Source organism: Kosakonia radicincitans DSM 16656 (assembly GCF_000280495.2).
In the GTDB taxonomy this organism is placed as follows: Bacteria; Pseudomonadota; Gammaproteobacteria; order Enterobacterales; family Enterobacteriaceae; genus Kosakonia; species Kosakonia radicincitans.
In genome coordinates this window covers 2,382,967-2,396,762 of record NZ_CP018016.1, presented here as the reverse complement: position 1 = coordinate 2,396,762, position 13,796 = coordinate 2,382,967, and the positions used below count along the sequence as shown (strand labels likewise).

The 13,796-nt window shown below is 55.8% G+C and carries 10 protein-coding genes; 5 read left to right on the top strand and 5 right to left on the bottom strand.

The genetic code is table 11. The features are described from left to right. Positions 1-267 precede the first annotated feature (267 nt). From Y71_RS11635 to Y71_RS11625, 3 genes are read right to left on the bottom strand one after another with little or no spacing between them, the layout of a single operon-like run. Positions 268-762 (bottom strand): 2-oxo-tetronate isomerase, encoded by a 495-nt coding sequence (locus Y71_RS11635; protein WP_051644036.1) that lies wholly within the window; start codon positions 760-762, stop codon positions 268-270. Positions 763-813: 51 nt separating this feature from the next. Next, positions 814-2,007: a zinc-dependent alcohol dehydrogenase gene (locus Y71_RS11630; protein ID WP_007371774.1), complete on the bottom strand. Its 1,194-nt coding sequence runs from the start codon at positions 2,005-2,007 to the stop codon at positions 814-816. A 38-nt stretch (positions 2,008-2,045) separates the two neighbouring features. Next, positions 2,046-2,954 carry an SDR family oxidoreductase gene (locus tag Y71_RS11625; RefSeq protein WP_007371773.1) on the bottom strand — a complete coding sequence of 303 codons (909 nt, stop codon included), beginning with the start codon at positions 2,952-2,954 and terminating at the stop codon, positions 2,046-2,048. Between the two features lie 196 nt (positions 2,955-3,150). Between Y71_RS11625 and Y71_RS11620 the strand changes: the two genes are divergently transcribed. The 4 genes from Y71_RS11620 to Y71_RS11605 all read left to right on the top strand — a co-directional run bounded on the left by Y71_RS11620 (position 3,151) and on the right by Y71_RS11605 (position 9,035). After that, entirely contained in the window at positions 3,151-4,476 is a 1,326-nt protein-coding gene (locus Y71_RS11620; protein WP_007371772.1) for a cation:proton antiporter, read from the top strand. A gap of 176 nt (positions 4,477-4,652) precedes the next feature. Then, on the top strand, positions 4,653-5,729 hold the full coding sequence (locus Y71_RS11615) for an alpha/beta fold hydrolase (RefSeq protein ID WP_007371771.1): 1,077 nt from the start codon (positions 4,653-4,655) through the stop codon (positions 5,727-5,729). 106 nt (positions 5,730-5,835) lie between these two features. Continuing rightward, positions 5,836-7,455, top strand: a complete 1,620-nt coding sequence (locus tag Y71_RS11610; protein WP_071920925.1) for a methyl-accepting chemotaxis protein — start codon at positions 5,836-5,838, stop codon at positions 7,453-7,455. Positions 7,456-7,646: 191 nt separating this feature from the next. After that, entirely contained in the window at positions 7,647-9,035 is a 1,389-nt protein-coding gene (locus Y71_RS11605; RefSeq protein ID WP_007371768.1) for a diguanylate cyclase, read from the top strand. 25 nt (positions 9,036-9,060) lie between these two features. Here the strand turns inward: Y71_RS11605 and Y71_RS11600 are convergent, their stop codons facing one another. Then, positions 9,061-9,840 (bottom strand): acetoin reductase, encoded by a 780-nt coding sequence (locus tag Y71_RS11600; RefSeq protein WP_007371767.1) that lies wholly within the window; start codon positions 9,838-9,840, stop codon positions 9,061-9,063. Between the two features lie 175 nt (positions 9,841-10,015). On the opposite strand from Y71_RS11600, the gene Y71_RS11595 reads away from it, so the two are divergent. Then, on the top strand, positions 10,016-12,724 hold the full coding sequence (locus Y71_RS11595) for a winged helix-turn-helix domain-containing protein (protein WP_050998896.1): 2,709 nt from the start codon (positions 10,016-10,018) through the stop codon (positions 12,722-12,724). Here the strand turns inward: Y71_RS11595 and Y71_RS11590 are convergent, their stop codons facing one another. Further along, positions 12,725-13,738: an alpha/beta fold hydrolase gene (locus Y71_RS11590; protein ID WP_071531999.1), complete on the bottom strand. Its 1,014-nt coding sequence runs from the start codon at positions 13,736-13,738 to the stop codon at positions 12,725-12,727. It lies immediately after the preceding gene. Positions 13,739-13,796: the final 58 nt, after the last annotated feature.

The window sequence follows — 13,796 nt, the reverse complement described above, 5'->3', positions numbered from 1 at the left end:
AGAGATATTTAGGTATTTTCTTATGCCGTTAAAAAAGGCCACGCGTGTGGCCCTGTTCACGATTATTTTTTTGGCGGAACGGGTTTTTTATCGCCGGATTCCGGTGCTTCATGGGGATCGTCTTTTTCAACCTGTAACATTGTTACCTCCTCATTATTTACGCAGATTTTTCACTATAGCCAGGTACGGGAAAAAACAGCCAGGCGGCAGCAGGCAGATTATATTTCCCGCTGCGCTTGTTTTATTTCAGTATGCGCTCTTCAGCATTTAGTCCGATTCAGCTAATAAGCGAATTAATCGACCGAGGGCATAATTAGTGGCCTCTTTGATATTCGCTTCGCTGTCGCCGGTAAACTGTTTCACCCGGGTATGCACGCTGTTGTCGGCTAGCTGCCAGGCAAACCAGATCGTGCCCGCTGGCGTGCCATCTTCGCCACCGTCCGGCCCGGCGTAGCCGCTGACCGCAATGCCGATATGCGCCTGCGACTGGCGCACTGCGCCCGCCGCCATCTCGATAACGGCCTGTTCGCTTACCGCCGTGTGCGCGGTAAGGGTTTCGCGACTGACGCCAAGCATGATCATCTTGGCTTCGTCGGTAAAGGTCACAAACCCGCTGCCATAGAACGACGGGGTATTCTCCGCTGCGCACAACGACGAGGCGATCATCCCGCCGGTGCAGGACTCCGCCGTCGCCAGTTGCAGCTTCTTTTCCGTTAACAACCGCCCCAGTTCATTGGCAATAGATAACGAAGGTGTGGTCATCAAATCGCTCTCCAGAGTAAAGGCACAGACGCCGCAGCGCCTGCGCCTGGATCAGACGGTGGCTTTTTCCGCATTCATGCCGGGCACGAGGATCACTTTGCGGCACTCTTCCTGGCGTTTTTCGAAGATTTCATACCCGCGCGCCGCCTCTTCCAGTGGCATGTGGTGGGTAATAATCTCCTCCGGCTTCAGGTGTCCCTGTTCGACAAGCGCCAGCAATTCCGGCAGCCAGGCATGAACATGTGTCTGCCCCATTTTGAAGGTCAGCCCTTTATCGAAAGCGTCGCCGAACATAAAGCCGTGGATAAACCCGGCGTAGACGCCCGGCACGCTGACGACGCCGCCACGCCGCACTGCGGCGATACATTGCCGCAGCGCTTTCCCGCTGCTGCCCTCAATTTTGAGCGTACTCAGCACGGTTTCCGTGATGCTGCCTTTCGCTTCAAAGCCCACAGCATCTATCACCGCATCAACGCCCCGGTTACCCGGTGTATTTTCGATAATCCACGCTGCGGGATCGTCGTTTTTATCGAAATTAATCGGGATCGCGCCATAGCGTTGCCGGGCAAACTCCAGCCGGTAATCGTTGTGATCGACGATAAAAATCTGCTCAGCGCCTTTAAAGCGCGCGCAGGCCGCCGTCAGCAACCCCACCGGCCCGGCACCGTAAATGGCCACCCGCGAGCCCGGTTTCACTTCCGCATTGATCACCGCCTGCCAGGCCGTCGGCAGAATATCGGAGAGGAACAGCACCTTCTCATCCGGCAGAATGTCCGGGACTTTAAAAGGCCCGGTGTTGGCTTTCGGCACGCGGACATACTCCGCCTGCCCGCCCGGAACACCGCCGTACAGGCTGCTGTAGCCAAACAGCGCGGCGGGCGGCGTGATACTCTTGCGATTCAGCGCCGCGCCCTGCCCGCTGTTGGTGCTTTCACAGGCCGAATATTGCTGCAACCGACAGAAAAAACAGTCGCCGCAGGCGATCACAAACGGGATCACCACCCGATCGCCCTTGCTGACGTTTTTCACTTCCGGCCCGGCTTCGACAACCTCGCCCATAAATTCGTGGCCGAAGATATCGCCATGATGCGTACCCGGAATTTTGCCGCGGTACAGATGCAAATCGGAGCCACAAATCGCCGTCGCGGTCACGCGCAGAATGATGTCGTCCGGGGCGGCTAACCCCGGATCGTCGACGTTCTCGACTTTGACGCTATGAGGTCCGTGATACGTTAATGCTTTCACAGGCGATTCTCCTGACGTTGATAAAAGAGAGCTGCGCGTTACACGGTTCCAGTACCACCGTCAGAACACCAGACCTGTCCTGACGCATAGCTGTTTTCAGACGAAGCCAGGGTGACATACAGCGGTGCAATCTCTGCTGGCTGGCCTGGACGGCCGAGCGGCGCGGAGGCACCAAATTGCTCGATTTTTTCCTGCGGCTGCCCGCCGCAACACTGCAGTACCGTCCAGTATGGGCCTGGCGCAACGGCGTTCACGCGGATCCCTTTCGGCCCCAGTTGTTTGGCGAGGGATTTGGTAAACGTCGCAATAGCCGCTTTGGTCTGGGCGTAATCAAGCAGTATTTCGCTCGGTTCGTACGCCTGAACGGAGGTGGTATTAATAATTGCCGCCCCGCGCGACATCTTTTTCAGCGCGGCTTTCGTTATCCAGAACATGGCGTAGACGTTGGTTTTGAACGTGGCGTCAAACGCTTCAGTGGTGAGATCTTCTATCGATTCACAGAACTGCTGACGCCCGGCGTTATTCACCAGCAGATCCAGCCCACCTAACGCTTCGCTGGCCTGCTCCACTAATTGCTGGCAGAACGTTTCGTCGCGGATATCGCCAGGGATCGCCACCGCCTTGCGCCCGGCTTCTTTGATCAGGGCAATCACTTCCCGCGCATCGTCCTCTTCCGCTGGCAGATAGTTGATAGCCACATCGGCCCCTTCGCGGGCAAAGGCAATGGCAACAGCGCGACCAATACCGGAATCCCCGCCGGTGATCAGCGCCTTACGGCCATTCAGCCGACCGCTGCCCTGGTAACTTTTTTCACCGTGATCGGGACGCGGCTCCATTTTCCCGGCCAGGCCAGGGAACGGCTGTTTTTGATGTGGAAATGGCGGAACCGGGTAGTTTTCGGTATTAGTCTGATTTGTGGTGTGCTTCGGGTTATTTATGCTATCCATTCGCTTACCTCTCAATGTTTAATTACCACGAACATAAAGGGTAGAACAAAAATAGCGATGAATGAAAATAACGAAGCTGAAATAATATCTCACCGCTTACGGCACCTAATTTACCGCCTCGCTTTGCAATATTGTGGAATATAGTCTCTGCAGCGTCTATACCCTTTTAAATAGCTAAACGACACAGTGGAGAGATATGGGATATTTGGCGTGGACGGCAGCAACCGGCTGTTTATTATTATTGATGTCACTCTCTTATGGCTGGATAAACCGTGCACCGGTGTCGGTTTTTGGCCTTTATCTTTTGGTGGGTATTGCCTGCGGCCCCTGGGTATTTAATATTCTCAATATTGATATTGCCGCGCACGCCACGCTGACCAGCCGGGTTACGGAAATCGCCATGGCGGCTTCGCTGTTTATTACCGGGCTAAAAATTCGCCTGCCGCTGACGTCACCTTACTGGAAGATGGGGATCAAACTGGCGCTGCCCGGTATGTTGCTCACTATCGGCGGAATGATGCTGGCCGCCCATTTCATGACCGATCTCTCCTGGCCGCTGTCGCTGGCGCTTGCCGCGATCCTCGCCCCAACCGATCCGGTGCTGGCAAGCCTGGTCTCCATCAACGATGCCAGAGATGGCGACCAGCTGCGAATCGCCCTCTCCAGCGAAGCCGGGCTGAATGACGGCACCGCTCTGCCATTTTTGATGCTGGCGCTGATCTGGCATCGGGCAGGCGGCAGTATCAGCACCGATGAGTGGCTTAGCTGGCTGAGCATCGATCTGCTCTGGGCACTGGTGGGCGGGCTGGCTATCGGTTTTTTGCTGGGGCGCAGCATCGGGCTTATCGCCACCCGCTCCCGACATGCTCAGGGTGAAGTGGCCCCCAGCGATTTTGTCGCGCTATCGCTGATCTGTCTCAGTTTTTCCCTTGCCATGGCCGTCAGCGCCTCCGGTTTTCTTGCCGCGTTTGCCGCCGGGGTTGGGCTGCGTAGCGCCGAAGTTAGCGTGCAAAAAAAGCATCCGGATCAGAAAGAGGTTGAGCACGACTTACCGGCAGAAATGCAGGTCAATCCCCACGCGCGTCACGCGCTGGCAGAACATAACCCGATCAAATCGGTGGGGCTGGTGATTGGCGATGCGCTCTCCTTTGGCGATACGGTTGAGCGGATATTTGCGGCGGTGCTGGTGATTATTCTGGGCGTCACGCTGGCACAACACTGGGATATGCCCGCCCTGGTGCTGGCTTTCATGCTGTTCGTCATTATTCGACCGCTGTCGGTGCTGCTGCTGACCTGGCGTTCGGGAGAGTCGCTGTTTCACCGTCTGAGCCTCGGATGGCTGGGGATCCGCGGCATCGGCAGCCTGAATTATATTGCGTATGCGTATATGCACGGGCTGGACAGCGCCCGCGCGGGCGAACTGGCCGATATCGCCATTACGATAGTGACCTTCAGCGTACTGATCCATGGCATATCGGTCACCCCGTTACTGACGCTGCGCCGCAAACGGGAGCAGGATTAAGATATGAACCCGATGCATCTTACATAAGAGAAACTGTATTAAAAACGTCTCGTTAAAACGCAAAAAAGGAGGACAGAATATTATTTTCTGGTGATGTTTTTGATATTAATTGGGATTTATCTGAATTGAAATTACTATCGAATTCCCGGAACCTGCACATACTAAAGAGTTACTTTATGTTCTTTCGCATAATATCAGGAACGACACTCGCCATTCTGTTAGCTTTATCACCTTTATCTCACGCAGCAAATTCAGCACCCACTGTTCAGGAAGGCGACTGGGTCGCCAACGAATTTACCTTTAATAGCGGTGAAAAACTCAACGATCTGCGTATTCATTACTACACGCTCGGCGATCGCAGCAAACCTGCGGTATTACTCCTGCACGGAACGAACCAGCCGATTAAAGCGTTGCTGGCGCCAGGATTTGCCGGTGAGTTATTTGCCCCCGGCGCAGCGCTCGATAGCAGTAAATATTTCATCATCATCCCGGAAAGTATTGGCTCGGGGAAATCCTCCAAACCGTCAGATGGTTTGCGCATGAACTTTCCGCACTACGATTATGACGATATGGTGACCGCACAATATCGCTTAATTAAAGAAGGACTCGGTATTTCGCATTTGCGCCTGGTGATGGGTTATTCAATGGGCGGTATGCAGACCTGGCTGTGGGGAGAAAAATACCCGACGATGATGGATGCGCTGGTGCCGATGGCCTCGCAGCCTAACGAGCTTTCTGGCCGTAACTGGATGATGCGGCGCATGTTAATTGAGTCGATCAAAGCCGATCCGGCCTGGGCGCAGGGCAATTACCAGCAGCAACCGCCTGCGCTGAAGACCGCCAATATTATGTTCAGTATTGCCACCACCGGCGGCACGCTGAATTACCAGCATAAAGCGCCAACCCGCGCCCTGGCCGATAAACTGGTGGATGAGCGTCTGGCCGCACCGGTCACTGCGGATGCCAACGACTTTATTTATATCTGGGGCTCCTCGGCGAACTATAACGCTTTACCAGCGTTAAACCGTATTACCGCGCCGATGCTGATCATTAACTCCGCCGATGACGAGCGTAATCCGGTAGAAACCGGGATCCTCAGTGGCGAACTCCACAAAATAAAACAGGCTGAGCTTTTTCTTATTCCGGCCAGCGTGGAAACCAGCGGCCACGGCACCATGATGTTGGCAAAATTTTACCGCGACAAACTGCGCGCTTTTTTGGCCGCCACACCTCAACGGCAGGATAAAAAGTAATTTCTTTACCCAGGAAGTGACGCACGTTGCTTCCTGATTTTTCGCATAACAACGTTATTTTCACCCCTCTTTTCTTTCTTCATTAATCGGTAACAGGGAAAACGCTATGTTTCGTCGAATAAAGATCCGTACTGCTCTTAGCATGATGATATTTTCACTGACGGCCTTATTACTGTTCGTGGGTATTCTGGGATTGGTGGCGGTACAGTCCGGGAATAAATCCTTTGCCCGCGTCGATACGGAAGTCTTACCCGGTCTGGTTGCCTTAAATGAAAGTTCCGAGCTATTACTGCGTGGTCGTCTGGATTTACGCTTGTATGAATCGCTGGTCGGTAACGGCGAAACCGAGAAAGCCAACGTGGCGCTGGAACGCGCGCGCGGCAAAATTGATAGCGCCAGCGGCAAATGGCAGGAGTACCTGAAATATCCGCAATCGGCTGAAGAGCAAGTTATTGCCAATGAAATGGCCACCACCCGCGCCGCGCTGATGAATGAATTTATCGATCCGGCCTTTGCGGCGCTGAAAGCGGGCAAACTTGACGAATATCGCCAGCGCGCCGGGAAATCAACCGCGCTGTATGCGGCATTTGATAAGGCTTCCAAATCGCTGGTCGCGTTTAAAATTAAAAGCATTGACCACGCCTATGATGACTCCAACAACCGCGTTAAACGCATGGAGTTTGTTCTCTACTTCTCTATTGCCTGTGCGCTGGTACTGGCGGGCCTGGCCTGGTCGGTGATGACCAACCTGATTGTCAAACCGCTCAATAACGTGATTACCGTGTTTGACCGTATTGCCGAGGGCGATTTGCGCGCACGCATTGATGTTGCCGGGAAAAACGAAATCGCCCAACTCTTCGCCGCCGTACGGCGTATGCGTGATGGTCTGGAGAATATGGTACGCATGGTGCGTAACGGTACGGATGCCATCGGCTCCGGCGTGGAAGAGATTACTTCCGGCAATATCGATCTCTCCAGCCGTACCGAGCAACAGGCCGCCTCGCTGGATGAAACCGCCTCCAGCATGGAGCAGATTATGGCGACGGTAAAAAATAACGAAGACAACACGCGTAAAGCGAACGAACTGTCGCAAAAAGCCTCGAACACCGCTTCGCGTGGCGCAACCGTGGTTTCGGAAGTGGTTTCTACCATGAATGCTATCGAAAAAAGCTCTGCGCAAATTGGCGATATTGTCGGTGTGATTGATGGAATTGCCTTCCAGACCAACCTGCTGGCGCTGAACGCCGCCGTCGAAGCAGCCCGTGCCGGGGAAGCCGGACGCGGCTTCGCGGTGGTGGCATCGGAAGTGCGCGTGCTGGCACAGCGCAGCGCCACGGCAGCAAAAGAGATTGGCACGATGATCAGTGATTCGCTCAGCCGCATCGAACAGGGTTCCGGGCTGGTGAAAGAAGCTGGCGCGACAATGAACGAAGTGATGGTCGATGTGAAAAAAGTGGTCGAGATCATGGATGACGTGATGCTGGCTTCCGGCGAGCAGACGCGCGGTATTTCACAGATGAATATCGCCATTCATCAAATGGACGGCGTCACTCAGCAGAACGCCTCGCTGGTTTCCGAAGTCGCGACCGCGGCCAGTTCCCTGCAACAGCAGGTGGTGAATTTGCAGCAGTCTGTCACACGTTTCCTGGTCGATGACGCATCGCAGCAGTCAGGAAATGGCCGCCACGCCGGACCGCAGGGAATGGCGCTGGCTAACGCCAATTAAGGAAGTTTGCACGACAACATCCACGCTACGGCGTGGATGTTTTTCTCCCCGTCACCGCCCCCGCGCAAAAAACACAGCCCTCTTCCGCCAACAATCAGCGCGCCGCCGGACCGCTTTTTGCTTGACCTTGCCCCGGTGCCTGCCCGTACTATCAGCGCCATATATCATCAAAATTAATGGTTGGCGTACACATGGAACAGGTTGAACACGGTGATAATGCGTTGCTGCTGAGCGAGTGGCAGGATTTGCTGAACCAGACTTCGCCGCAGGTTCACGACATTTTGACTGCACTCAGTGATGAGGAAATCCGTCATCTGGTGACCGCTTTTTATGACTACATGCTTTCACATCCTGAAAGTGAACTGTTTTTAAATACCGATCAGGTCAGCTCGCGGCTTAGCCACAGTATGTTCCACTGGTTGCGCAGCGTGCTCGGCAGCGCCAGTGAAGATCTGCCGCAACTGTTAGAGAATCAGCGGGCAATTGGCATTGTGCATGCGCGCATTGGCTTACCGCTGGATCTGGTGGCGCGCGGCGCGCGCAAGCTCAAGAATGAGCTTTATCATCTGCTTCAGGCCAAAGCGACCATTCCCGCCTCGCTGCTCAGCGATACCCTCTGTTTCAGTAGCCTGGCGATGGATACCGCAATCGAAGCGATGACGGTCTCCTGGTCGCCGGGCTATCAAAACTCCATGCAGGCGCAGGAGCAGTATCGCCTGTTATCCATTTATGACGACGTGAACGTTGAGCGCGAACGACAGATTAACGCGCTGACCAGCTGGGAAAATCAGTTTATCTACAATATCGCTACTGGCTTACCGGCGGCGGACATTATCACTCTGTCGGCGTCGGAATTCGGTATGTGGCTGGCGCATAAGGGCCGTTATTTGCTGGGTAATCAGGAGATGCTGGCCAGCATTGATGAGCTGATTAAACAGGCGGACGATCGGCTGGTACGGATGCGGGCCAGCGAAGAGGTACTGACTGCGGAGTCGCGCCTGAGCCTGTTACAGGCCATCCGGCAGCTTACCGGGCAGATCCATCGTCTCCTTGCGGCGATGTTTGACGCACTGGTGGAGCTGGAGAACGGCAAAGATCCGCTGACGCAACTGTTTAACCGCCGCTTTATTCCGACCATTATGCGGCGGGAAATTTCGCTGGCGCTAAATGTGCGTAAACCGTTTGTGCTGGCGATGATCGACATTGATTATTTCAAGAAAATCAATGACAGCTTTGGCCACAATGCGGGCGATATTACGCTGAAAAGCGTGGCGACGGTGATTTTTGACCACTTCCGCAGCAGCGATTATGTGTTCCGCTATGGCGGCGAGGAGTTTATGGTGCTGCTGGTGGAATCGGATCTGTCGCAGGCGCGCATTATGCTGGAAACCTTACGCGCAAAAATCGCCGGGCTGGCGATTGAAGTCGCACCCGGTAAACCCATTTCCGTCACCGTCAGCATCGGCCTTGCGGAATTTGATTATCATCCGGATTACAAACGGTTAATTGAGAAAGCGGACCGCGCGCTGTACGCGGCTAAAAGCCACGGGCGCAACCGGCTGGAAACGAGCCGGAACTAAGTATCACCCGTTCCGGCTCTTTGACTTAACGGTAAACAATACCGCCATCAATCAGAATTGACTGCCCGGTGACATAATCGGAATCCGGGCCAGCCAGATAAGAGACCAGGCTTGCGACATCATCCGGTGTTTCGGCGCGGCCAAGTGCGATACCGCCAACGTATTTGTTCCAGGTTTCGCCAATCGCGGCGCCGGTGATTTCTGAGAAGCGTTTATCGATTTCTGTCCACATGCCCGTGCCGACAATCCCCGGGCAATAAGCATTTACCGTGATCCCACGGCTGGCGTACTCTTTCGCCGCCGTTTGCGTCAGCGCACGCACAGCAAATTTCGTTGCGGAGTAGATGCCGAGCAGGGCAAAGCCATCATGCCCGGCAATAGAACAGGCATTGATAATTTTCCCTTTCTGTTTGCGGTCGATAAATTTTTTCGCCGCCGCCTGGATGCCCCACAGCGTTCCCTGCACGTTGATCCGCATAATGCGATCGACCTCTTCCGGCGTCACATCGGCCAGTGCCTGCACCTGCGCGATACCGGCGTTGTTGACGATAATATCGAAGCCGCCAAGCTGGCTTTCCGCCTGGTTGACGGCCTCATACACCTGCTCGCGATCGGCGATATCAGCCACGAAAGTGGCAACCTGACGTCCCAGTGCTTTTACCTCTGCGGCAACCGCGTCCAGCCCTTCGCGTTTAACATCAACCAGCATCAGCGACGCACCATCCTTTGCCAGACGCAAAGCAATACCCCGGCCAATTCCCTGACCCGCGCCGGTGACCAGAGCAACTTTATTTTCGATAGCCATAATCTCTACTTACCTCATCCTGATTAACGGTTATTCTGCCCGCTGGCGCACAGTCTTTTGGGCAAAACAGCCTGACTATGCACCGACGGTGGATGGTGATTTACTCTATAGACACGAACAGAGATGGCCTACCCCCTCTGATGGGGGGGAAAGCACAGGGCGAGAGAGTGGCGACATGGCGTTTTTATCCTCAATCAGGGATGTACCCGCAGTGCAGACGCACGATGAACCGTTCCGTTTCGCCCGCGCGTTACCGCTGATCCTCACCAAGCTCACGCCGCCGCGCTCGCCGGGCGCATTAGTACACCGTGACCGGCTGTTACAGCAGCTTGACGGCGCCGCATCCCGTAACCTGACGCTGGTGTGCGCCGCCGCCGGGTTTGGCAAAACGACGCTGCTGGCGCAGTGGTATCATCACCGCCAACAACAGGGCGACAGCATCGCCTGGCTGAGCCTTGAAGAGGATGACAACTCGCCGCTGCTGTTTATGCGTTACTTGCAGGAGGCGTTACGCCCGCTCAGCCAGCAGGAAAAAAATCCATCATCGGCATTGTCCAGCGGCGAACTTGCGGGTGATTTTGCTCTCTTCTGCGCCACGCTGATTAACCTGTTGCACACGCACCCGCGCCCGCTGTACCTCATTCTTGATGATTACCAGAATATTCAACACCCGGAGATCCATGCCGGGATAAGCTGGCTGTTGGCGCATGCGCCCGCCTGCCTGCATCTGGTTTTAGGCAGCCGGAGTCCGCCGCCATGGGCGCTCAGCCGCCTGCAAATCGAGGATCAACTGCTGGAGATCGATGATGACGCGCTGCGCTTCACTCACGATGAAGCCCACACCTGGTTTTCCGCGACCACCGCGGCACCGGTAAAAAAAGAGAGGCTTCACCGGTTAATTTCGGTCACTGAAGGCTGGATTGCGGGCATGAAAATGGCCGCCCTTGCCCCGCACGGTCGCACCGATAACGAGGGGAGCCTGCGGGCCAGTTCCCGATCGGTTTCGCGCTATCTGGATGAGGTCGTCTTCGCCCCGCTACCGGCTGATGTGTTTGATTTTCTGCTGCGAACGTCCCTGCTCAATCGTCTCCATCCGGCATTGTGCGATGCCGTAACCGGTCTGCATAACGGCGAGGAGATGCTCGCCTGGATAGCCGGGCGCAACCTGTTTCTCTCCACGCTCGACGACGAAGGATTCTGGTTTCGTTACCACCCGCTGATGCGCGATGCATTATTAACGCGTTTACAGCGTCATGGGCAGGAAGCCGTGAGTTTGCTACATGAACGAGCCAGCACCTGGTTTGCCGCCCAACAGCTGTGGGCTGAAGCCATCCGCCATACGCTCGCCGCCGGTAAACCGATGACCAGCCATGCCGTTGCCGGGGCACAATCGCTGGCTGAAGAGGGCGATATCGATACCATGGTGCGCTGGATGCGCTATCTGCCTGCGGACGTGACGCCCGCGCGTATCGAACTGCAAATCAACCTCGCATGGGCGCTGGCGCACTATTTCCGGTTTGACGATGCGCGTCAACTGCTGGATGAGCTCGACGCGCTGGCGGCAAAAAACCCGGAGCTGGCACGCCCTGCCCGCATCAAACTACGCGTGGTGCGGGCGATTTGCGAAGCCTTCGCCGAAAATATTGCTGCCAGTCTCGCCATTGTGGAGCCGCTGTTGCAGGCGGTGCCCTGCGGCGATATCTGGGTAGATGGCCTGGTGTGCAATATTCTCAGCTACGGCTACCTTGTCGCCTCACGCCCGCAGCAGGCGCTGGCTGTTCATCAGCGTATCGCCATTGCGCAAGCGCCGCTGCGCAACCTGTTTGTGGAGGTTTATCGCGCTTTCGTGATGGCGCAAGCCTGCCTGCGCCAGGGGGATTTAACACAGGCTGAACAGCTGGCTTCCCGCGCGCTGAGTCATGCGGAACAGCATACCGGCGCAAATTCCAGCAGCAGCGCAACGCTGGCACCGGTGCTGGCAGAAATCGCCTGGGAACAGGGAAGCGATGAGCGTATCGAAGCGCTGTTGACCCTGCGGCTGCAAACCATTGATGACGTCTGCCCGCCGGACGGTCTGAGCAGTTGCTACCGTGTACTGGCACATCAAGCGCAGCAAAACAGTCAGCCCCACGAAGCGCAGGCGCTGTTACAGCATGCTGAACAGCTGGCTGAGCGACGCGGCTGGTTGCGCATCCGCGCTTTTTTGCTCGCTGAGCGGCTGGCGCTTTACCTGTTGGCGGGTCAACACGATGCAGCCGACAGTGCGCTGGCGCAGTTGCTGCAGATTCGCGCGGCGGATCCTCATCAACAAACGCTTATCGACAGGTACAGCGCCATCAGCCAGTGCCGGATGCAGATGGCGCGCGGCGAACCGCTGATAGCAGCAAGGTTACTGCACGCGCAGGTAGATGCGCTTGAGGAGTGCGGCGAATGGCTTAGCGCTGTGCGCTTGCGCTTGCTGGAAGCCATTGCCCTGTTCCGCGGCGGAGAAATCGCGCAGGCGGCTACGGTGGGCTTACCGGCACTGCAAAGCGCGGTGGGGAAAAATCTGCGTCGCAGCCTGCAAGACCTCGGCCCGGATCTTGCGCTGTGGCTGGCTCACTTGAATAAGCAGCCCGCGCGGGATGTTGTCATCCATACGCTGCTTAGCCAGTTGAGCGCGATGCTGCCCGCCTCCGCAACCGCAAGCCTGCGGTTAACGGAGCGCGAACAGCAAACGTTGTGCTTAATTGCCGACGGCCATTCCAACAAACAGATCGCCCGCTCGCTGGGGATTTCTGTGGAAACCGTCAAATGGCACCTGAAACAACTATATGAAAAGTTGCAGGTGAAGGGGCGCATTCAGGCGGTCAATCAGGCGCGTAAACAACAACTGTTACGCTGACTACTGGCGAAGGGCTTTCAGCAACGCCTGATTAAAACGCGTCGGTTCTTCCATCTGCGGCGCGTGGCCCAGCCCGGCAAACTCAATCAGCTTCGCGCCAGGAATCGCTTTCGCCGCTGCTTTACCCAGCTGTGCATAGTGGCCCAGCTTCGCTTTCACCGCCGGTGGCGCAATGTCGCTGCCTATTGCCGTGGTATCCGCCGTGCCGATCATTAACGTGGTTGGCGTTTGCAAATCCTTAAACTCGTAGAACACCGGCTGGGTAAAGATCATGTCGTAGATCAGCGCCGAGTTCCATGCCACCCGCTCATGCCCCGGCCCTTTATTCAGCCCTGCCAGCATCGTTACCCAGCGCTCGTATTCCGCTTTCCAGCGCCCGACGTAGTAAGTTTTCAGTTCATATTCGCGGATACTCGCCGCCGAGAGTTTCAGCTCCCGCTGGTACCATTGGTCCACCGTGCGATACGGCACGCCGAGCGCTTTCCAGTCTTCCAGACCGATCGGGTTCACCAGCACCAGTTGTTCAACGGCTTGCGGATACATCAGCGCATAGCGCGTCGCCAGCATTCCCCCGGTAGAATGGCCAACGATCACCGCACGGGAAATACCCAGTCTTTGCAGTAAAGCGTGGGTATTGTCGGCTAATTGCTGAAAAGTGTACTGATAATGCGCGGGTTTGCTGGAGGTGCAAAAACCGACCTGATCCGGCGCGATAACCCGGTAACCCTGCTGGCTCAACGCCGCAATCGTGCTCTCCCAGGTAGCGCCGCAGAAATTTTTGCCATGCAGCAGCACCACCGCCCTGCCGTTGCTTTTGCCGACCGGCGCAACATCCATATAGCCCATTTGCAGGTTCTCGCCCTGTGAGGTAAAAGCGAACGTTTGCTTAGGATACGGATAGGCAAAACCTTCCAGTTGCGCGCCGTACGACGGCGTGTCGTCCGCGCTGGCATACCCGGTATACAGCGCCGCGAGCAGCATCAGCGGCAAACATTTTTTCATTCCAGATGGCATGAGGGTTCCTCCTTGAATAGAGCGCAAAAAGAAAGCATAGCCTGCTTTCGCCCGGCGT